At 43.8% G+C, this 22,086-nt stretch carries 18 protein-coding genes and 1 other annotated feature; of the genes, 15 read left to right on the top strand and 3 right to left on the bottom strand.

The window, feature by feature from the left end; all coding sequences use genetic code 11:
• Window positions 1-71: 71 nt before the first annotated feature.
• On the bottom strand, window positions 72-449 hold the full coding sequence (locus tag ACSVDE_RS10570) for a TIGR04086 family membrane protein (RefSeq protein WP_439300858.1): 378 nt from the start codon (window positions 447-449) through the stop codon (window positions 72-74).
• Between the two features lie 124 nt (window positions 450-573).
• Here ACSVDE_RS10570 and ACSVDE_RS10565 point away from each other — a divergent pair, with 124 nt between their 5' ends.
• From ACSVDE_RS10565 to ACSVDE_RS10555, 3 genes are all read left to right on the top strand, one after another.
• Window positions 574-1,872, top strand: coding sequence for an ArsB/NhaD family transporter (locus tag ACSVDE_RS10565; RefSeq protein ID WP_439300857.1), 1,299 nt, complete (start codon window positions 574-576; stop codon window positions 1,870-1,872).
• A gap of 72 nt (window positions 1,873-1,944) precedes the next feature.
• Complete coding sequence (locus tag ACSVDE_RS10560) at window positions 1,945-2,601, top strand: DUF421 domain-containing protein (protein ID WP_439300856.1); 657 nt, start codon at window positions 1,945-1,947, stop codon at window positions 2,599-2,601.
• Between the two features lie 220 nt (window positions 2,602-2,821).
• Window positions 2,822-3,457, top strand: coding sequence for a YczE/YyaS/YitT family protein (locus tag ACSVDE_RS10555; protein ID WP_439300855.1), 636 nt, complete (start codon window positions 2,822-2,824; stop codon window positions 3,455-3,457).
• A 44-nt stretch (window positions 3,458-3,501) separates the two neighbouring features.
• On the opposite strand, the gene spoVB is transcribed toward ACSVDE_RS10555, so the two are convergent.
• The gene (gene spoVB / locus ACSVDE_RS10550) at window positions 3,502-5,046 is read right to left on the bottom strand and encodes a stage V sporulation protein B (protein ID WP_439300854.1); all 1,545 of its coding nucleotides are present in this window, start codon (window positions 5,044-5,046) and stop codon (window positions 3,502-3,504) included.
• 130 nt (window positions 5,047-5,176) lie between these two features.
• On the opposite strand from spoVB, the gene ACSVDE_RS10545 reads away from it, so the two are divergent.
• The 9 genes from ACSVDE_RS10545 to dtd all read left to right on the top strand — a co-directional run bounded on the left by ACSVDE_RS10545 (window position 5,177) and on the right by dtd (window position 15,629).
• Window positions 5,177-5,662, top strand: coding sequence for a COG2426 family protein (locus ACSVDE_RS10545; RefSeq protein WP_439300853.1), 486 nt, complete (start codon window positions 5,177-5,179; stop codon window positions 5,660-5,662).
• Window positions 5,663-5,774: 112 nt separating this feature from the next.
• A complete protein-coding gene (locus ACSVDE_RS10540; protein ID WP_439300852.1) occupies window positions 5,775-6,059 on the top strand; it encodes a post-transcriptional regulator in 285 nt (94 codons plus the stop codon).
• A 95-nt stretch (window positions 6,060-6,154) separates the two neighbouring features.
• On the top strand, window positions 6,155-8,389 hold the full coding sequence (gene secDF, locus ACSVDE_RS10535; protein ID WP_439300851.1) for a protein translocase subunit SecDF: 2,235 nt from the start codon (window positions 6,155-6,157) through the stop codon (window positions 8,387-8,389).
• Between the two features lie 126 nt (window positions 8,390-8,515).
• Window positions 8,516-9,427 (top strand): cation diffusion facilitator family transporter, encoded by a 912-nt coding sequence (locus ACSVDE_RS10530; RefSeq protein WP_439300850.1) that lies wholly within the window; start codon window positions 8,516-8,518, stop codon window positions 9,425-9,427.
• Complete coding sequence (locus ACSVDE_RS10525) at window positions 9,424-9,759, top strand: LapA family protein (RefSeq protein ID WP_439300849.1); 336 nt, start codon at window positions 9,424-9,426, stop codon at window positions 9,757-9,759. Before ACSVDE_RS10530 ends, ACSVDE_RS10525 begins: the two co-directional genes overlap by 4 nt.
• A 65-nt stretch (window positions 9,760-9,824) precedes the next feature.
• Complete coding sequence (gene recJ / locus ACSVDE_RS10520) at window positions 9,825-12,185, top strand: single-stranded-DNA-specific exonuclease RecJ (RefSeq protein ID WP_439300848.1); 2,361 nt, start codon at window positions 9,825-9,827, stop codon at window positions 12,183-12,185.
• Window positions 12,186-12,190: 5 nt separating this feature from the next.
• The gene (locus tag ACSVDE_RS10515) at window positions 12,191-12,703 is read left to right on the top strand and encodes an adenine phosphoribosyltransferase (protein WP_439300847.1); all 513 of its coding nucleotides are present in this window, start codon (window positions 12,191-12,193) and stop codon (window positions 12,701-12,703) included.
• Window positions 12,704-12,982: 279 nt separating this feature from the next.
• The gene (locus tag ACSVDE_RS10510; RefSeq protein ID WP_439300846.1) at window positions 12,983-15,160 is read left to right on the top strand and encodes a RelA/SpoT family protein; all 2,178 of its coding nucleotides are present in this window, start codon (window positions 12,983-12,985) and stop codon (window positions 15,158-15,160) included.
• 16 nt (window positions 15,161-15,176) lie between these two features.
• Entirely contained in the window at window positions 15,177-15,629 is a 453-nt protein-coding gene (dtd, locus tag ACSVDE_RS10505; protein ID WP_439300845.1) for a D-aminoacyl-tRNA deacylase, read from the top strand.
• A gap of 322 nt (window positions 15,630-15,951) precedes the next feature.
• Here dtd and ACSVDE_RS10500 read toward each other — a convergent pair whose 3' ends face one another.
• Window positions 15,952-17,757 (bottom strand): SH3 domain-containing protein, encoded by a 1,806-nt coding sequence (locus tag ACSVDE_RS10500; RefSeq protein WP_439300844.1) that lies wholly within the window; start codon window positions 17,755-17,757, stop codon window positions 15,952-15,954.
• A gap of 160 nt (window positions 17,758-17,917) precedes the next feature.
• Between ACSVDE_RS10500 and ACSVDE_RS10495 the strand changes: the two genes are divergently transcribed.
• The 3 genes from ACSVDE_RS10495 to aspS all read left to right on the top strand — a co-directional run bounded on the left by ACSVDE_RS10495 (window position 17,918) and on the right by aspS (window position 21,701).
• Complete coding sequence (locus tag ACSVDE_RS10495) at window positions 17,918-18,091, top strand: RNA polymerase subunit sigma-70 (protein WP_439300843.1); 174 nt, start codon at window positions 17,918-17,920, stop codon at window positions 18,089-18,091.
• A 68-nt stretch (window positions 18,092-18,159) separates the two neighbouring features.
• Window positions 18,160-18,395, top strand: a binding site (T-box leader).
• A 238-nt stretch (window positions 18,396-18,633) separates the two neighbouring features.
• Window positions 18,634-19,920 (top strand): histidine--tRNA ligase, encoded by a 1,287-nt coding sequence (gene hisS / locus ACSVDE_RS10490; RefSeq protein ID WP_439300842.1) that lies wholly within the window; start codon window positions 18,634-18,636, stop codon window positions 19,918-19,920.
• The gene (aspS, locus tag ACSVDE_RS10485; RefSeq protein ID WP_439300841.1) at window positions 19,917-21,701 is read left to right on the top strand and encodes an aspartate--tRNA ligase; all 1,785 of its coding nucleotides are present in this window, start codon (window positions 19,917-19,919) and stop codon (window positions 21,699-21,701) included. Before hisS ends, aspS begins: the two co-directional genes overlap by 4 nt.
• Window positions 21,702-22,086: the final 385 nt, after the last annotated feature.

Here is a 22,086-nt window from a genome sequence, read left to right as displayed (position 1 = left end):
AGGCTGAACCGTTTCGAACGGACAGCCTCTTTTTTTTCGTGTGATAGACGGTTGAAATGCATGGACACAAATCAGTGCTTATGGGATGACAGGTTGACCCCCATCACACCTCCTAGTGCAGAAGCCAGCAAATATCCGAGATGGTACAAATATTGCTCAGGGTCGAATTGCACCTGGTATCCAAGGTATTGGACGAGAAACACTACAACAGAGAACAATAACCCAGTCCCCGCTCCGAGAATCCAGCCTTTTTCCTTTCCTTTCTTTCCGGAAACCATTCCTCCAATGAACAATGCTAAAATCGATAAACCGAGTATGACCCAGGTCAACGAATGCTCAGTCAGGCTCGTGAACCTGAGAAGTAGTGATAACAAGAAGCTGCTGCACATGATGATCGCCAAAACGACCACTAGTCCGAAGCCCATCGCGGTAATCATTCTTCTAGACATATTTCCCACCCCTTTTAGGCATGTATACTCATTTGTACAACTTATTCCGCACGACTATGAAATAGAAGTCGAACATGTTTACTTGTGCTATTACATACGATGTAGTATTACGGACAAGTAGAGGATGGGAAATGTGAACGTAACCTTAGCGTTTATCATTTTTTTAATCAGTTACATCGGAATCATGACGGAGAAGATCAATCGTGCACTCGTTGCATGTTGTGGCGGAGTCGTCATGCTCGTTTTGGGCATTCTGAATATAGACCAGGCCTTATTCGAGCATGTCGATTGGAATACGATTGCATTGCTCTTTTCCATGATGATTCTCGTATCGATCACCAGTCAGAACGGTGTTTTCGAATACATAGCCATCAAGCTCGCTCAGCAAGTGAAAGGGAAGTCGATTCCGTTACTGGTGGTGATGTCCACCATCACAGCAGTCGGTTCAGCTTTTCTTGATAATGTGACGACGGTCTTGTTGCTCGTTCCGATTATCATTACACTGACGAACCTACTGAACGTAACCAGCGTTCCTTTTTTGATCTGCGCAATCCTTTTTTCTAATATCGGTGGCACTTCGACATTGATTGGCGATCCACCGAATATCATGATTGGCCAAGCGGTTGATCACCTGGATTTCAATGATTTTCTGTTTCATCTTGGGCCTGTTGTCGCTGTAATTTTTATCGTCGTCATCGGAGGCATGGCTCTCTTTTACCGAAATGCACTCCACATTTCAGAAGACAAACGGGAAGAATTGATGAGGTTGGATCCGAACTCGTTCTTGAAAAAAGGACCGATGCTCTATAAATCAGTGAGCGTGCTATTGATGACGATTATGGGTTTTCTCTTACATCCGATCCTGCACTTGGATTTGACGACGGTGGCGATGTGTGGCGCTATGTTATTGCTGCTTCTCACAACAAAGGAGCAGGATATTGAAGAGGTGTTCAAATCCGTTGAATGGGTGACGCTGTTCTTCTTCATCGGCTTATTCATCCTTGTCGGTGGTTTGATTGAAGTCGGTATCATTGATGAGATGGCGCGTGCGATCTTATCTTACACAGAGGGAGATGTACCGAAAACGACGATCTTCATCTTGTGGGGTTCAGGTCTCTTATCCGGATTTGTCGACAATATTCCATTTGTAGCAGCAATGATTCCGGTGATCATGGAGTTTAAAGAGTATGGAATCCAGAATCTCGATCCACTTTGGTGGGCGCTCGCGTTAGGTTCCTGTTTAGGGGGAAATGCCACGTTGATTGGCGCGTCTGCCAACGTGATTGTGGCTGGTCTCGCAGCAAAATCGAACAATCATTTCAGCTTTGTACAATTCTTTTTGATCGGTTTTCCCGTGGTCATCATATCGTTGATCATTGCGACGATTTACTTGATTTTACGCTATTTGCTCGCGTATCTCTAAAATATTTCCATTGTATTTTTTTCATATCTTCTCCTAACTCGGTGAGACTATATGTAGAAGGGAGAAGACTACATGGAATACGGTCTCATCATGTTTCGGACATTTTTCATATACTTGATCATCATTTTAGTGTTCCGCTTAATGGGAAAACGTGAGATCGGTCAGATATCTGTCGTCGATTTCGTCGTATCCATCATGATTGCGGAGCTGGCCGTCATTTCCATTGAAAGTCCGGAGAAGCCGATGATCCATTCCTTACTTGGCATCGGGATCCTGCTGATCGCCCAGATCGTTTTTGCTTACGTGTCACTGAAGAGTGAACGGCTAAGAGAAATCATCGATGGGAAACCTTCCGTCATCATTGATCGCGGAAAGATTGACGAGATGGAGATGAAGAAACAAAAATATAATTTCTCGGATCTTCTCATACAGCTACGGGAAAAAGGTGTGAGTAAAGTGTCGGACGTGGAGTTTGCCATTCTGGAACCATCGGGAAAATTGTCGGTGATTCGGAAAGAGGATGATGATGAAGTCGGAGAAAGTACATTATATCCTTTACCTTTGATACTCGATGGAAAGATCCAAGAAGAACACCTGAACCGCTTTGGTAAAACAGAGCTATGGTTACGCCAGGAGCTGAAAAAACTCGGATATAAAGACCTGAAAAAAATATCGTTCTGTTCATTGGAGGCTGACGGAATCTTCTTCGTCGATTCGAAGGATGAGTAGCGGGAATCAACCCTAAAGTGTAGCGGTTGATTTTTTTGCGTTAGGGGTGATTTCGAGCGGATTTTTGACCTTTACATATATACAGCAAAACCCCACTTGAAAATTGGAACAAAATGTTAGAGGGAAAATAATTGACGGTGAAATCAATCGCTAATAAAATCGGGTGAAGAAAATTTGAAATCCAAGTTTTCTATATAAATGAAGAAGGGAGGAGATCGTAATGTTCTATCGTGTTACGGTTTACCTTCTAGGTATGTTTGTCAACTTCTTCGGGGTTGCGATGGTCATCCATGCGACACTCGGAGCAGGGTTCTGGACTTCCTTTTTCCTCGGCCTATCCGATTTGTTCGGAATGACTGTCGGATTCTGGTATGGAGTCTTCCAGTTCCTGATCATTTTCATCAACGCAAAATTAATGAAACAACATCCTGAATTCATGGCATTGATACCCGTCGTGCTGGAAAGTTTCATCTTGGATTTTTGGCTTGAGATCGTGTTTGCATCATTCGATCTGTCGGCAGCTCCAGTTGTGATCAAAGCCCTCACGCTTGGAGCGGGTATGGCTGCAATTGGACTTGGTGTAGCCATCTATATCTTGCCACAATTCCCGAGAGCGCCAGTCGATCAACTGTTTCTTGCCATCAGCGCACGTTTTAATTTGAGTTTGCGTATGGGGCAAACAATTGTAGCAGTAATCGTTGCGACAATTGCAGTTCTTATTGGTGGACCTGTCGGTATAGGAACAGGAATACTTGTCCTATTTCTCGGACCCGTCATCCAATTCTGGTACACAAGAGCTTATCGCTTGTACTACGTTGTGAAGCCAGAGGCTGCCCCACAAGAAGAATGGTTATAATAGATAAAGCTGATCCGATACGAAATATGGATCAGCTTTTTTCATTATCGGATGAACTTTTTCAAGAAGGGTACGTACTGAACATCTTCTTTTTTCACAAGGTTAAAGACGATGATCAAAGTGAGATATAGGATGACAGCAAATCCGATGGAGAGTAATGTATCACTCAAAAGACTCTTATCAAGCACTTTTGTGAACCATGTGACAGCTCCTCCGGTCAGGACAATCGCGAGGATTCCTTTCACATAATCCTTCACAACAATCGTATAGCTGATTGCTTTAACAACAGTTGAAAAATGCAGCAGTGTAACCAGCATGATGTTGATGACGATGGCCAGCGCGACTCCCATGATTCCTAAATCTGGCCGTGTTGCAAGAAGGAAGATGAGTGCAATCTTCAGAATTGCTCCGATAATGCTGTTGATCATGGCGGCTTTGGCAAGATCCAATGCTTGCAATACGGCTTGTAAAGGCCCCTGGAAGTAGAGGAAGAAGAAGAATGGTGCCATCAACTTTACATAGATGGATACTTGAGGTGTGTCGTACATTAGATCCATCAACGGCGCTGCCAAAACATAGGTGATAACGACAGAAATCCCACCAGAAAGCATTGCAATCCGTAGAGCTTGGTTCAATCGACGCTCCACGACCTGGAATTTCTTTTGGGCAGCTGCTTCACTGATGGCTGGAACGAGAGAAACGGACAAAGAATAAGTGATGAACATCGGTAAAGTTAAGAATGGGATGACGTAACCTGCAAGAGCACCGTATTGCTGAGTGGCGATGACCGTTGAAATGCCCGCTATCGCTAGGCTGTTTGCAACGACGATCGGCTCAAAGAAATACGAAATTGAACCAACGAGCTGACTTGCTGTCGTAGGTAGCGATATTTTCATCAGTTGGTTGAAGGTTTCTTTCCCTTTGGTCACATAGTCGAAAAATCCTTTCCGGATACGAATCCTCTTTTGCATTTTAAACATGGAGAACATGTAGAAAAGCGATGCAAGCTCCCCGATGACGACGGAGATCATCGCACCTGCAGCTGCAAATTCGATTCCATAAGGAAGGAAAGCACCTGTCAGAACGGCGACGAGTGTAATCCGTACCACCTGTTCAATGACTTGTGAATAGGCGGAGGGGCGCATGTTCTGATGACCCTGGAAGTACCCTCGGATGACGGAGGAGAGTGCGACAATCGGAACGACTGGAGCAATCGCGATTAATGGATAATAAGTTCTCTCATCCTTTAGAATCTGTGATAAAATAGGTGCAAGTGCAATCATGGCCGTCGTAAAGATGAGGCTTAATATCCCAGTGATGGCTAAAGACACGACAAGGATTTGCTTGATTTTCTTCGGGTTTCGTTGTGCATCTGCTTCAGCAACCATTTTAGAAATCGCGACAGGTAAACCTAGGCGCGTCAATGTGATCGTAAGCAGTAAAGTCGGGACAGCCATCATATACAGCCCGACACCTTCTGGCCCCATGATACGGGCGATTACGATCCGATTGATGAAGCCTAATATTTTTGTGATCAAACCTGCTAAAATGAGAATCATCGTACCTTGTATGAATGTTTGTTTTGACATGAATTGTACCTGCCTTCTTCACATACATAAACGATAAGGGATGCGGTCCATAACAGGGTGCCGCACTTACAAACATGTATATGCGTCGAAGGAGGCCAAGCATGACAAGTATATATTTGGGGTGTAGAAGTTGAAGGAAGAGATTAAACGATATGTGGTTGAACATCTGAGTTTCTTACCGGATGAATTGATTGTGGTCATTGTTTCGGCAATGCCGATTCTGGAATTGCGAGGAGGCATACCGCTTGCCTACACATTCGGATATGATTTCTGGACCGCGTTTGCCTTATCGGTATTAGGCAATTTACTGCCGATCATTCCATTATTGATTCTATTCAGACCGTTGAGCAACATCATGATGCGTTTCGCCTGGTACAAGCGGTTTTACAGTTGGCTTTATGAACGGACACTTCGAAACAGCAAAAACGTCGAGCGGTTCGGAGCTCTTGGCTTGATCTTATTCACTGCGGTTCCGCTTCCGACCACAGGAGCTTACAGTGCATGTGTAGCGGCAGCACTATTTAACATCCGCTTTCATTATGCATTCCTGGCGATTGCTTTTGGAGTCGTCATCGCTGGATTAGGCGTTGGATTCGCAATTTACTCAATCTTTTAGTTAAACAGTTAAGGATTTTTCTCTTTAAAAATGAAAGTAGCCCATTCCAAAGTGTTTCAATAGGGGTTGAGCTACTTTCACCAATATATCGTGCTAAAAGGAGGATCTGAAGATGGCTGAATTAATGAAATTAGAGGATTGGCTCCCAGAAGTAAAACCCGCTTTAAAGAGCAAAAAGGAAGAATTGCATTTCATGGGGTATGAAAGTGTGAAGGAAAGTGAAATATGGAAATGCATTGTTTCACGGGCCAAAAAACAGAAAGATGAAGAATGGCGCATTCATCAAGTCGTGAACACCATCATGACTCTATCCACTAACGATTTCATGAACTGGCTCACCATCCAAGCTGTGACAGACGACAGTTGGTACTCATTTGACGATTTCGAGCAAAATTGACACTCCATTCAAGGGATGGATATAATAGGATGTACTGTCATTACATAACACGAAGATGCGCATCCAGATTGTCGGCATAGGGGAGGAAAATACATATGGTAAAAAGAGGACGGATCGTTGCCTTTTTCCTGCTTGTTATCATGATAGCTGGAACATTAGGCGTAACGACGAAAGACATCGTCCAAAATATCAAATTAGGACTGGACCTTCAAGGTGGATTTGAGGTTCTTTACGATGTCGAACCTACTGACGAAGGACAAAAAATTGATAAGGATCTACTGAATAGCACGGTTAGTGCTTTAAGAAAGCGTGTAGACGTACTCGGTGTATCCGAGCCGAACATTCAAATTGAAGGCGAACGGATTAGAGTTCAGCTCGCTGGCGTTGATGACCAGAACAAAGCGAGAGAATTATTATCAACTCAGGCAGAACTGACCTTCCGTGACGTTGAAGATCAAGTAAGAATGAAAGGTTCAGACTTGAAAGAAGGCGGAGCGAAGGTTGAGTTCATACAAGAAACCAATCAACCAATCGTTGCTTTACAGTTGAAAGATGGAGACAAGTTTGGACAAATAACAAGCGAAATCTCCCAAATGCCTTATCCTGAAAACAGGTTGGTCATTTGGTTAGATTATCGTGAAGGAGATTCTTTTGAAGAGGAGTCGAAAAAAGAAGATCCGAAATACATTTCAGCACCTTTTGTGGATAAACCGATTAATTCCGATCAAGCAACAATCGATGGTATGGAAACCATCCAAGAAGCTCAGAACCTTGTTGATCTATTAAACGCAGGTTCACTTCCGGTGAAGTTGAAGGAAATCTACTCCACTTCCGTCGGTGCTAAATTTGGACAAGACTCACTGGATAAGACCGTTGTCGCTGGTGCAGTCGGTATTGCATTCATCTTCTTGTTCATGCTTTTCTTCTATCGTGTACCTGGAGTCATTGCAGTCATCACGCTTTCTGCATACATCTATCTCATCTTACTCATATTTGATTGGATGGATGGGGTACTGACCTTACCAGGAATCGCAGCCTTGATTCTAGGGGTTGGTATGGCTGTTGACGCCAACATCATCACCTACGAACGGATCAAGGAAGAGCTAAGATCAGGGAAGTCAGTCATGTCTGCTTTTAAAGCAGGAAACAAACGATCTCTATCTACCATCTTAGATGCTAATATTACGACGATTCTTGCTGCATCTGTATTGTTCTTCTTCGGAACAAGCTCTGTAAAAGGATTTGCACTCGTATTGATCATCAGTATCCTTGCGAGCTTCCTGACAGCAGTCTATGGTTCACGTCTGTTACTAGGATTATGGGTAAACAGCCGTATCCTGAACAAGAAGCCGGGTTACTTCGGAGTCAAAGAAGATCAAATCAAAGATCTAGATGATACAGATCGACTGGATATTTCAAATAGTAAATTCAAGAACTTCGATTTCGTTCAACACCGTAAAAAGTTCTTTACCCTATCATCTGTATTGATTGGACTTGGAATCGCATCCTTACTCATCTTCAACTTGAACTTGGGTATTGATTTTGAAAGTGGAAGTCGTGTTGAAATTACAGCAGATCAATCACTTACAGATGACAAAATCAAAGAGCAGTTGCAAGCTCTTGATTTGGAAGCGGAAGAAGTCATCATTTCAGGTGACAATGAAAACATCGCTGTTGCCCGTTATGTCGGTGTCCTCAGTCAAGGTGAAATCGGTGAATTGAAGTCGTTCTTCCAGAAAGAATACGGACAAGAGCCGAATGTAAGTACTGTCGATCCGACGGTAGGACGTGAACTTGCGAAAAACGCCATGTATGCGATCGCCATCGCGTCAATCGGGATCATCATTTATGTAACGATCCGATTCGAGTGGTTGAAAGCATTAGCATCCATTGTTGCGTTGCTCCATGATGCGTTCTTCATCATCGCGATCTTCAGTCTATTACAGATCGAGGTCGATCTACCGTTCATTGCAGCAGTCCTCACGATTGTCGGTTACTCGATCAACGATACGATCGTCACCTTTGACCGGATACGTGAGAACTCGAAGTACATGAAAATCAAGACGTTTGCAGACTTATCGAAAGTCGTCAACGTCAGCTTGGTTCAAACGCTAGCTCGTTCAATCAATACAGTATTGACTGTTGTGTTTGCTGCGGCAGCCTTGATGATCTTCGGAAGTGAAGCGATCCGTAACTTCTCGTTCGCCCTTCTCGTAGGACTTGTTGCCGGTACGTATTCGTCCTTGTTCATCGCCTCCCAAATCTGGTTGGTATGGAAAGGCAAGCAGTTGAAGAAAAAACGTGTAAAGCCTGCTGAAACAGCAGAATAATGAAAAACGGTTGGCTTCGGTCAACCGCTTTTCTTTTTCATAAGAAGAATGAAGTGTAAAATGACAGGTATATGTTGAATATAATCGTAGAATGATTATGTAGAATGTAAGTATGGAGTGGTTATTGTGGATCAAAATGATCGGTTTAAACAAGGGGAATTTGCAGCTTGGGTCGGTATATTAGGAAATCTTGTGCTCGCCATCGTAAAAGGGGTCGTAGGTTTCCTTTCAAATAGTCGTGCGTTGATCGCAGACGCTGTTCATTCCGCTTCTGATGTGGCTGGTTCGTTTGCGGTACTCCTTGGACTTCGGGCAGCAAAACTTCCGCCAGACCGGGATCATCCGTATGGTCATGGAAAAGCAGAATCGATTGCAGCCATCATCGTAGCTGTTTTATTGTTTGTCGTTGGACTTGAAATCGGATATTCATCTATTGAAGCGTTCTTCCATCCGATTGAAGCACCGAAAGTTTGGGCAATATATGCGGTCATCTTCTCCATCATCTCAAAGGAACTGATGTTTCAATATAAGATCCGATTGGGAAAAAGAATTAATAGTGATGCCGTCATCAATAATGCATATGAACATCGGTCAGATGTCTATTCCTCTATTGCAGCCTTGATTGGAATCGGAGCTGCTGTAATCGGTGGAAAACTTAACATCAGCTGGCTTGAATATGCCGATCCGATTGCGGGCCTTGCCGTTTCACTCCTTGTACTCCGCATTTCCTGGAAACTCGGTGCAGAGTCCATCCACAATACGCTTGATCATGTGTTGCATGAAGAAGATACGGTTGAAATGAAGAAAATCGTAGAAAGTGTAGAAGGCGTATTGAATCTGGATGAGTTTTTCGCAAGAGAACATGGTTATTATGTCATCATCGATATCAAGGTTGCTGTCGATCCGGAAATTACCGTTCAGCAAGGGCATGACATTGGAAAAGAAGTGAAAAACCGTTTGATTGAACAGACGCTGGTAAGAGATGTTTTCGTCCATATCAATCCATACCAGGAAGAAAAGGGTGGTGAAGACTTATGAGAAGAGAATGGAGCTTGATCATCGTTTTGTTGTTCGCCATCATCGTCGCCGTTTTTGCCGTCATCAATGTAGATGCTGTTGAAGTGGATTATCTGTTCGGAACAGCACAATGGCCACTTGTACTTGTCATTTTAGGCTCGGCACTCTTAGGCGCATTGACAGTAGGCTTCGCGGGTTCCGTACGCTTTTTATCCATGAAAAAGGAATTACGGTTGTTACGAAGAGAAAATCAACAACTGAATGCAGATTCAAAAAACCGTACAGAAAAAGAAAAAACAGTGAAACAAGAACCCACTGATCAAAACAAATCAGTTGAAAACACGCCATCATAAATTGAAATTGTATTTGCCACCTCTTCGACCGCTCTTGTATAATGAGTGAGTCAAGAGGTGGTTTTATGTTGAATGCGAAAACGAGGTGGAGCGTGACCGAAACCGACCAGGAGAAAGTCGATCAGTTGGTCCAACACCTTGAAATATCCCCGCTCGTAGCGGGTTTGCTTGTAAATCGAGGAAAACATAACTTAGATGAAGCAACGGAGTTTTTACATACAGAACATGCTGAATTTCATGATCCTTATCTGATGGACGGCATGAAAGAAGCTGTAGAAAGAATCCAAAAAGCGATTGAACAAAATGAGAAAATATTGATATTCGGAGACTATGATGCCGATGGTGTAAGCAGTACCTCGGTCATGGTCTATACATTGCGCGAAATGAATGCAGATTTCGATTATTATATTCCGAACCGGTTCACAGAAGGATACGGTCCGAATGAAGCTGCATTTCGTTGGGCGAAAGAACAAGGCTATTCGCTCATCATCACGGTAGATACAGGTATATCGGCCATACATGAAGCTTCAGTCGCGAAGAAAATAGGAATCGACCTGATCATCACCGATCACCATGAGCCGCAACCCGAATTGCCGGAGGCATACGCGACCATCAATCCGAAGAAACCAGGTTGTCCTTATCCGTTCAAAGGGTTGGCAGGAGTTGGTGTGGCCATTAAATTGTCCCATGCACTCCTTGGGAAACCGCCGGTGCATTTGTTGGATATTGCCTGTATCGGTACGATTGCCGACTTAGTACCACTCGTGGATGAAAACCGAATGATCGCCAAACGAGGCATTGCCAGGCTACAACGTACGGAAAAGCCAGGGCTTCAAGCTCTATTGAAGCTTTGTAACATTAAGGATCAAGTGTTGAATTCAGAACACATCGGATTCGGAATCGGTCCACGTGTGAATGCAGCCGGTCGTCTGGATTCTGCAGATCCAGCTGTGGATCTTTTCACGACTGATGACCCTGAACAAGCGGAAATGATTGCAGCAGAGATCGACGCGATGAACAAGGAGCGTCAGAATCTGGTCAATCAAATGACGAAAGAAGCGGTCAAAATTGTGGAGGAGGAATATCCACCAGAGGATCATTCCGCCCTCATCATCGCAAAAGAAGGCTGGAATCCAGGGGTCATAGGAATTGTCGCTTCCAGAATCGTTGAGAAGTATTATAGACCGACGATCATTTTAAGTATTGATCGAGAGAAGGGTGTTGCCAAAGGATCTGCGAGAAGTATCGTCGGTTTTGATATGTTCGCAAATCTATCAGAGTGTCGTGACATTCTTCCTCATTTCGGCGGTCATCCGATGGCAGCAGGGATGACGTTGGACCTTCAATACTTGGACGATTTGCGGTACAGACTGAACAAATTAGCTGAAGAAAAATTGACAGTGGATGATTTCACACCGATTACCCCCGTTGACCTAGAATGTTCTGTGGATGACGTCTCACTCGAAGTGATTGAGGAACTTCAAGCATTAGAGCCCTTCGGAGTCGAGAACCCGAAACCGAAGTTTCTCATTGAACAATGTAAATTGAATGAGTTTCGTAGAATCGGCAGTGACTCGAAACATTTGAAACTCTCATTGAAAGGGGAGACCAACACTTTAGATGTCATCGGCTTCCATTTCGGAGATGTCTTTGAAGAGATTACACCAAATGCATCTTTATCTGTTGTCGGGGAGTTATCCATCAACGAATGGAACGGTTTCCGGAAGCCCCAATTGATGCTGCAAGATATTGCAGTGAAGGAGAAGCAATTGTTCGATTATCGGGGGATCAAAAATTTGAAAGATCGGTTGGACTTACTCGATCGGGAGAAGGTACAGCTGCTCGCCTTCCAGACTGACACTGTCCAACAATTGGAGCTAGGAGATTGGCAGGAACGAATCTACCATGTGTCAGAAGATGAATCTCTTGATCACTTACAGATTGATGGACAATATTTGATTATATTGGATCTGCCGAAAAGTAAGGATCAATTGAAAAAATTGATGTTCTTCGGTTCGAATGCAGAACGGGTGTACACCGTTTTTCATCATGAAGAAGATCATTATTTCAACCCGATTCCGACTCGTGAAGCGTTCAAATGGTTCTATGCCTTCCTGAAGAAAAAAGGAACGTTCGACTATAAGAAACAGGCGAAAGAGCTCGCATCCTACAAAGGCTGGACGAAAGAGTCTGTCTATTTTATGACAGAGGTGTTTTTTGAGCTTGAATTTGTTACAATAGACAATGGTGTTATTACAGTGTCGGATCAACCGATGAAACGACCGCTTACAGATTCAAAAACGTATAGGAGAAAACAAGAACAGATGAGTCTAGAAAACGACCTATGTTACTCCTCCTATCGTGAGTTAAAACGCTGGTTTTTTGAGGAAGAAAATGATGGTGTTCGATTTGAGGAGGCTTACTAGTAGAGATGGATTACAAAAAATATATTGAAGTAGTTGAGGATTTCCCTCAAGAAGGGATTCGATTCAAAGATATCACGACCCTTATGCAACAAGGGGATGTTTATAAAAAAGCGATGGATGACATCGTGACATACGCGCAAGAAAAGCAAATTGATGTCGTCGTCGGACCTGAAGCAAGAGGATTCATCGTCGGTTGTCCTGTGGCATACGCGATGAATATCGGCTTCGTACCGATCCGTAAAGACGGAAAACTTCCTCGTGAAGTGGAGAAAGTGGACTACGGAAAAGAATACGGAAAAGATGTACTTACGATTCATAAAGATGCGATCAAACCAGGTCAACGCGTCTTGATTACTGACGATCTGCTTGCAACTGGTGGAACAATTGATGCAACTGTCCAGCTGGTTGAAAAGCTCGGTGGTGTCGTAGCTGGAATCGCATTCATGATTGAATTGACTTACTTGAATGGCCGTGACAAATTAGACGGCTATGATATCTTCACATTGATGCAATATTAATATTGAGATTTTCAAACGGGCTCGGTTTTCGGGCTCGTTTTGTACATTTCAAATTTCTTTTTCGTCTGATGAAATCGTGAAGGAACCTGAATATGGTAATGAGAATATCTTAAGAGTCCAAACGTTGTATACATTTGATTTTAAGAAATTCTCAACACTATAATTTCCAGAGATTACAAGTTAGAGGCGAATCGACAATTTTCGATTTTCACTTTACATGGAGTCAAATTTTAACGATAATAGAATTTATATACCAATCAACATATGATAGGTGATTGTATGGCCATTCAAGATGTACTTAATAAAGCGGCAACCTACTTGCCGAAAGATGATATAGATTATTTGCAAAGGGCGTATGAATTTGCGAGAGATGCTCATGAAGGGCAATTCCGTAAATCAGGCGACCCTTATATTGATCATCCTGTTGAAGTGGCAGATATCCTTGTGAACTTGGAAATGGATTCAACCACGATTGCGGCAGGGTTTCTTCATGATGTCGTTGAAGATACAGATGTTTCTCTAGATGACTTGAAAGAAGCATTTGATGAAGAAGTCGCCATGCTCGTGGATGGCGTCACGAAATTGAAGAAGATCAAATTCAAATCCAAAGAAGAACAACAGGCAGAGAACCATCGGAAAATGTTCGTCGCAATGGCTCAGGATATCCGATGTATCCTGATTAAGCTGGCCGATCGCCTACACAATATGCGTACGTTGAAGCATATGCCGAAGGAAAAGCAGATCCAAAAAGCGAACGAAACGTTGGAAATCTTTGCACCGCTTGCACACCGTCTCGGTATTTCGACGATCAAGTGGGAACTTGAGGATGTATCGTTGCGATATTTGAATCCTCAGCAATACTACCGGATTGTCAATTTGATGAAACAGAAGCGGAATGAACGTGAACAATATGTCCAGGAAGTAATTGAGGACATACGTGGACGACTTGAAGAAGTCAATATCGATGCTGATATTTGGGGGCGTCCTAAGCATATTTACAGCATCTATCGCAAGATGACGAAACAGAACAAGCAATTCAACGAAATTTACGATTTGCTCGCTGTTCGTGTGATTGTTGATAATATCCGAGATTGTTATGCGATTCTTGGAATCATCCACACATGCTGGAAACCGATGCCTGGTCGTTTTAAAGATTATATTGCAATGCCGAAAGCGAATATGTATCAATCCCTTCATACGACGGTGATTGGACCGAAAGGCGACCCGCTTGAGGTACAAATCCGTACCGAGGATATGCACCGTGTAGCTGAATACGGGATCGCGGCGCATTGGGCCTACAAGGAAGGGATGAACAACTCAGGTAAGAACACGTTTGAAGAGAAATTGACGTGGTTCCGGGAAATTCTCGAGTGGCAAAATGACGCAAGTGATGCAGAGGAATTCATGGAATCCTTGAAAGTCGATCTATTCTCTGACATGGTTTTCGTGTTCACACCTAAGGGAGATGTTATCGAGCTTCCATCAGGGTCCGTGCCGATTGACTTTGCCTATCGGATTCATACGGAGATCGGGAATCAATGTATCGGTGCGAAGATCAACGGCAAAATGGTGCCGCTCGATTACAAGTTGAAGACCGGTGACATAGTGGAGGTTCTGACTTCCAAACATTCGTATGGACCGAGTCAGGACTGGTTGAAGCTTAGCCAGAGTTCACATGCGAAGAATAAGATTCGTCAATGGTTCAAGAAAGAAAAACGCGAAGAGAATGTCGCGAAGGGTAAAGAACTGATTGAAAAAGAAGTCAAAAACGACGGTTACGAGTTGAAAGACGTCGTCACGCAAGAGAACCTGGATCGTGTTGCAGAAAAATACAGTTTTTCCAATATTGAAGACATGTATGCTGCTGTCGGTTATGGTGGTATTACAGCTTCTCAAATTGCAACTCGTCTAGCAGATAAGATTCGAAAGCAGAAGAGCGAGGCGGAAACGGAAAGCCTTCTGAATACGATCAACGAAACAAAGAGTTATCCGCAAAGAAAACGAACAGAAGTCGGTGTTCAAGTAAAAGGCATTGATAATTTATTGATCCGTCTTTCAAAATGCTGTAATCCTGTTCCAGGGGATGATATCGTCGGTTATATTACGAAGGGCCGTGGCGTATCCATCCACCGGAAGGATTGTCCGAACATTGATGTAGAAAACGATGAAACCCGCTTACTCCCAGTCGAATGGGAAGGGGCACATGAACAGACGAAGAATTACAGTGTCGACATTGAAATCAACGGATTTGATCGCAGGGGATTGTTGAACGAAGTCCTTCATGCTGTTGCTGAAACGAAGACGAATATCAGTGCAGTGTCCGGGCGTTCCGATAAGAACAAGATGGCGACGATCAATATGACGATTTCAATCCAGAACGTCAATCACCTGCAAAAAGTGGTCGAGCGAATCAAACGGATACCAGATATCTACGCTGTCCGAAGAGTGATGCAGTAATTGGAGGGAAAACCTGATGCGAGTAGTCGTGCAAAGGGTCTCAAGTGGTAAAGTGCTTGTGAAAGACCAAACAGTTGGTGAAATCGAGAAAGGACTTGTGCTCCTTGTCGGTGTCACGCATGAAGATACCCTGGAGGACGTACAATTCCTAGCTGATAAAATACCCAACCTGCGCATTTTTGAAGATGAAAACGGTAAGATGAACCATTCATTGTTGGACATCGATGGAGGGATTTTATCCGTTTCTCAGTTCACCTTATATGGGGATTGCCGAAAGGGACGAAGACCGAACTTCATGAATGCAGCGAAACCAGATGTGGCTGAAGATCTGTATGAGAAGTTCAACGGATTACTGAATGAAAAAGGCATTCATGTGGAAACCGGACAGTTCGGTGCCATGATGGATGTCCAGATTCACAACGACGGTCCTGTCACCCTCATTCTTGATACAGATGAAATGAAAAGATAAGCAAAAACAGTCCTCGCAGAGGGCTGTTTTTTTGTTTCTGTCCTCAAAAACGGGAAAAGTGGCAAATGAGGGATAGAAACGAGCGCTTTCTATCCTCCAAAATAGGAAAATCGTGAAATGAAGGATAGAATCGGGCTCTTTCTATCCTCCAAAATGGGAAAAAGCGAAAATGAAGGATAGAAACACGCTCTTTCTATCCTCCAAAATAGGAAAAACCGAAAATGAAGGACAGAATCAGGTTCTTTCTATCCTCGAATTTGAAAAACAACTCAAATGAAGGACAGAAAGAAAGGAACTTCCGTTTGGAAGTTCCTTCATTTTATCAGTTATTTGAGAAATACTTCGCCAAACCTCGGTAGATGGCGTGTCCGGCTTTTTCCATGTAGGCAGACGTGCGGATATAATGTTCTTCTTGGGAGTTTGAGAGAAATCCTAACTCGAGAAGAACGGAAGGTTGACGGTTCGTCCGCAGCACTTGGAAATTACCAAATGCAATTCCTCGGTTGGAGAGTCCGGTTTGTCTGACAAGCTCCTCCTGCATGGAACTCGCAAGCGGACCGTCTTTCCCTTTTGAATAGTAGAAGCTGTTGATGCCTCTCGCACTTGGAAAAATGGATGAGTTGAAATGCACGCTGATGAAAGCATCTGCATTATGTGCATGCGATAAATAGACGCGATAAGGAAGACTAATGTATTGATTGTCTGAACGTGTCATGACGACCTTCGCTCCAGCCGACTCCAGTTTGGCAGAGACCGTTTTCGCGACGTTCAAATTCAATACTTTCTCAAGGGTGCCATACGTTGTTCCTACTGCGCCCCCATCGTGTCCACCATGACCAGGGTCAACGACGATCGTTTTCCCTTTCAGATGATCTCCGACAGTCGGGTGAGTCACTTCTGGTGTGGATGCTCCCACTACTGTCACGATCCATCCGGCTACATACGCTTCTTTATTTCTTGAGAGCTTGATTTTGTACCAGTTGCCTTCCTTGGACAAGATTGGGAACTGGTCACCTTTGTTCCCGCGATCCACGACTGCATAGCTTGTCGAAGGGCCGCTACGTAAATTCGTTCCATCATAGAGAAGAGAGATGGATGGTTCATTGGATAAATCGTTTCCAGGAGTCGATGTATTGGTCTCCTTGATTTCTTCTAAGAACCAGGAAGCGACCCATCCTTTGGAACGGTCCCATTCCACGTATGCCCAATTGCTATCATTCTTCAGAATGTTGACGGTACTTCCTTGTTTCAGTTGCCCGATGATTTTACCTTGAAGAGAACCTTGATCTCTTACATTCAAAATGGAAGCTGTCACTTTCGCACGCTTGGTCGATGTAGAAGGTGCGGATGGAGTAGTAGGTGTCTCAGATGTTTGTTCTTCGGATTTTGTTACATAGCGACCTGCGACCCATCCTTTCCCTTGAGCGTACTTGACTTCATACCAACCGTTCTGGATGTTGAGGATTTCGACTTGATCCCCTTTACGAAGTGAACCAACAATAGAATGATTCGTCCCAGGCCCGGAGCGGACATTCAAGCTCGTTGCATTGACGGTTGATTTCCCTCCACTGCCCGAAGTGGTTTCTTCTTTTTTCGAGGCTGGTGCACTTGCAGACTGGATCAACCAGGATGCGACCCATGCTGTTGAGTTGTTGAAATTGATTTTCGTCCAGGAGCCTTTTGTTTCAACCAACTGAAATTTTTGATGAGGATAGATTTGGCCAAGAACCGCAAATGACGTGTCAGGTCCAGAGCGTACATTCAATGCATCGACTTTTGAAGAAATCCATGTGCCGTTGCCAGAAGTAGCATTACCATCTCCAGACGATCCTCCTGTATGGGTAGAGGTGGTGATTTTTTTCGCGTACCATCCTGCGATCCATCCTTTTTTGCTACCAATCTGGATTTGGAGCCAATCGCCTTTTTCAGACAAGATCGGATATTCCTTGTTCTTATGTACTTGATCGATGACCGCATGACCTAGACCTGGTCCAGAGCGGACATTCAACGTACTTACCGTGATTTTTGCTTTCTTATGGTCTGCTGCAGTGACGATGTTGTCTCCGACGGTTGAAAAGGAACCGAGCAATAAGAGCATCATGAGCACACCGTACCAAAACCTTTTCATCCATACACCTCCATAACTTCCCTTTTATTCCTTATATCGGCTTGAGGAGTAATACTTTATATGGGGTTCTCCAAAATTCAATAAAAACCTCTACCGATGTAAAAAAATCTGAATTTATGGCAATGATACGTAACAAGAGAATCGATAGGTGGTTTGGCAAATGAGAAAAAGTAGAAAGCAAGATGCCCTGAACCAGAGAGGAACAGCTTTGTTTGGTATGGATTTTCATCAGTTCATAGAGAAAGAGCAGAGCATGACCAATTATGAATTGGCAGAAGAGTTCGGGGTCAATTTAGAGGCGGTAAAAAAATTGAAGCAGCAAATTCAACGCTGATTTTTGAAATCGTGCTTGACATGGCGTTTAAAAGCTCATATGATAGTAATCAATTCAAATGAAACGAACGAAAACCGTTGATGGAGAAAAGTACTTCAGTAACTGCTGTCGAGAGAGGAAATGCCATAGGCTGAAAGCATTTCTACAGAGAGGCTGGACGAAAGACACTCTGGAGGTTTTATCCCGAACCGTGAGCAGTAGGGATCAAACGTCTTGCAGGCGTTAACTGCAGCTAGAGTGGAGGTTCAGATGACACTGGACTTCAACTAGGGTGGCACCACGGGAATAAACTCTCGTCCCTTCTTTATTTCTTTTACAAAAGGAATAGGAAGGGATGGGAGTTTTTTTATTGGATTTTTGTTACTTATCTTTGTTGATCTAAAATGAAATTCACGACACTCCTGCGGGAATGGCGAGCCAGGCAAGACCCCACAGTGAGCAAAGCGAACGAGGAGGCTTGCGGTTCGCCCGCGGAAAGGGAGTGAATTTCAAAATCATCAAAAACAGTATTTATCTTTCAAGAATAAGAGGAGTGAACTGGAATGAGCTTTCAAATTCCTAGAGGAACCCAGGATATTTTACCGGGGGAAGTTGAGAAATGGCAGTTGATCGAAGAAAAAGCGAAAGAGCTTTGTCGTAAATATAATTACCACGAAATTCGAACACCGATTTTCGAGTATACAGAACTTTTCCAACGGGGTGTCGGTGATTCGACTGATATCGTCCAAAAAGAAATGTACACATTCAAGGATCGCGGCGACCGTAGCTTGACGCTTCGTCCAGAGGGAACGGCGTCAGTCGTCCGATCTTTCGTCCAGAACAAAATGTTCGGAGATCCACAGCAGCCGACGAAGCTTTATTATATCGGCCCGATGTTCCGTTATGAACGTCCACAAAAGGGTCGTACGAGACAATTTGTCCAGTTCGGAATCGAGGCGCTTGGAAGTAATGATCCAGCGATTGATGCTGAAGTGATGGCACTTGCGATGGAGCTTTATCAAGAGCTTGGATTGAAACATTTGAAGCTGATCATCAACTCACTTGGTGATACGGAGAGTCGGATCGCACACCGAGAAGCGCTTGTTTCACACTTCAAGCCGGTCATCAACGAACTTTGTGAGGATTGTCAGAGTCGGATCGATACGAATCCACTCAGAATCCTTGATTGTAAGAAAGATCGCAATCACCCGAAAATGGAATCAGCACCGTCCATTTTAGACTACTTGAACGATTCTTCGAGAGCGTACTTTGAACAGGTGAAAGCTTATCTAGAGGAACTGGATGTCCCTTACGTAGTAGATCCTACACTCGTCAGAGGATTGGATTACTACAATCACACGGCATTCGAAATCATGAGTGAAGCACCTGGTTTTGGAGCCATCACAACACTGAGTGGTGGGGGCCGATACAACGGTCTTGTCGAAGAAATCGGTGGACCTGAAACACCTGGAATCGGTTTTGCGATGAGTCTGGAGCGTTTCCTTGTAGCACTCGAAGCGGAACAAATCGACCTTCCAGTTGATAAAGGCGTCGATTGCTATATCGTTTCTCTTGGTGACGGGCCGAAGAAACGAAGCATGTCCATTCTGAATGCGCTGCGTCAAGCGGGTCTCACAGCAGACCGTGATTACCAGGATAAGAAAATGAAAGCTCAATTTAAAGCGGCAGATCGTTTGAATGCCAAATACGTACTCGTGCTGGGAGAAGATGAGCTTGAAAAAGACGTGATCAACATCAAGGATATGAGTACGGGAGAACAAGTTGAAGTCTCCATTAGTGAAGCAGAAGACTATATACTGAAACAGCTTGAAGGAGGAGCACAATCATGATTGGAAGAACACATCATTGCGGCAGAATTACAAAAGAAGACATCGGTTCTACTGTTCAACTGAAAGGTTGGGTTCAAAAGCGAAGAGACCTAGGAGGACTTATTTTCATCGACTTAAGAGACCGTTCCGGAATCGTACAGGTCGTTGTGAATCCTGAAGTCTCCAAGGAAGCAGCTGAAATTGCAGACAAAGTGCGTAACGAATATGTGATGGACATCAAAGGAACAGTTGTCGCGCGGGATGCTGGGACCGTTAATGAAAAGATGACTACGGGTCACATTGAAATCAAAGCTGAGCAAGTTGAAATCATCAACGCAGCGAAAACACCTCCTTTTACCATTTCAGATAAAGAGGAGATCAGCGAGGATATTCGACTGAAGTATCGATATATGGACCTTCGCCGTCCGATCATGCAGGAAACGCTCAAAATGAGAAGCAAGGTAACGAAGCAAATCCGTGATTTCCTAGAGGGTTATGAATTCCTCGAAATGGAGACGCCAATGTTGACGAAGAGCACACCGGAAGGAGCGCGTGACTACCTCGTTCCTAGTCGGGTGCATCCAGGCCACTTTTATGCCTTGCCGCAATCTCCACAAATCTTCAAGCAGTTACTGATGGTTTCTGGATTCGAGCGGTATTATCAAATCGTTCGTTGCTTCCGTGACGAAGACCTTCGTGCAGACCGTCAACCGGAATTCACACAAGTCGATATCGAGACATCCTTCATGGAGCAAGAAGAGTTGTTTGAAATGACGGAAAAGATGATGACACAAGTTTTACAAGAAACGAAAGGTGTTACGATACAGACGCCGATTCCACGTATGACATATGCAGAAGCGATGGACCGTTACGGATCTGATAAGCCGGATACGCGCTTTGGAATGGAACTCGTCAACGTTTCGGATCTCGTCAAGGACTCAGACTTCAAAGTATTCGCATCTACTGTGGAGTCAGGTGGACTCGTGAAGGGGATCAATGTTAGCGGGAAAGCAGATCAATACTCCCGTAAAGACATCGATCAACTGACTGAGTTTGTAAAAGTTTACGGCGCAAAAGGTCTTGCCTGGATGAAAGTAGAAGCAGAAGGCCTAAAAGGACCCATTTCAAAGTTCTTTGATGAAGATAAGCAGAAACAGTTGATGGAAGCGTTCGGAGCAGAAGTAGGCGATTTGCTCTTGTTTGTGGCAGACAAACCGAAGGTGGTCGCAGAAAGTCTTGGAGCATTGCGTTTGAAGCTTGGTAAAGAACTCGAGCTGATCGACAAAGAAAAGTTCAATTTCCTTTGGGTCGTCGACTTCCCATTGCTTGAGTTTGATGAAGATGCGAATCGTTACGTAGCAGCTCACCATCCATTCACAATGCCGAAGAGAGAAGACTTGGATATGCTGGAGACGGACCCAGTCAATGTGCGTGCTCAAGCGTATGACCTCGTCTTGAACGGTTATGAAATCGGTGGAGGATCTCAGCGTATCTATCAAAAAGAAATCCAAGAACGCATGTTCAAGGCGCTCGGATTTACACTAGAACAAGCGCATGAAGACTTTGGTTTCTTGATGGATGCATTCGAATATGGAACGCCTCCACACGGTGGTATTGCACTTGGATTAGACCGTCTCGTTATGTTGATTGCGGGTCGTTCGAACCTTCGTGATACGATTGCATTCCCGAAAACAGCGAGCGCAAGCTGTCTGTTGACGAATGCCCCAAGTGAAGTCAGCCCACAACAATTGGATGACCTACACTTGAATGTGAAAAAGGATAAAGTAACAAACGAATCTTAAGAGTCGAGACCGCCCTTCCTTGTGGAGGGCGGTTTTTTATAAGGTGTAAATAGGCCTTATTCTTAAGGGAGAAGAAAAGTGTTCTAGCGTCCTCGATAATGAGAAAAAACGGATAATTGGGGACGTTAGGAGCGTTAAAAAAATCAAAGAATCATGCACTCATGACCATGTCTTGCATCTTTGTTCAGGCATGTTTTTCTTACTTTAGTCACAATTCGAATAAACCGCATAAAATCAGGTTTAAAATTGTGAACGGTTGTGGCAGCTAAGGTTCCGTCCACCCTACAGTGTCAAGGTCTATTTCAATTCATTACATAACTTGGTATAGAAGTCTGATTTTTGAGAATACACTGACAAATAGATTGAAAACTCAAAATCCTTATGC

This window comes from Pseudalkalibacillus sp. Hm43, assembly GCF_051842935.1.
Classification (GTDB): domain Bacteria; phylum Bacillota; class Bacilli; order Bacillales; family Fictibacillaceae; genus Pseudalkalibacillus.
This window is presented reverse-complemented; position numbering and strand designations above follow the sequence as displayed.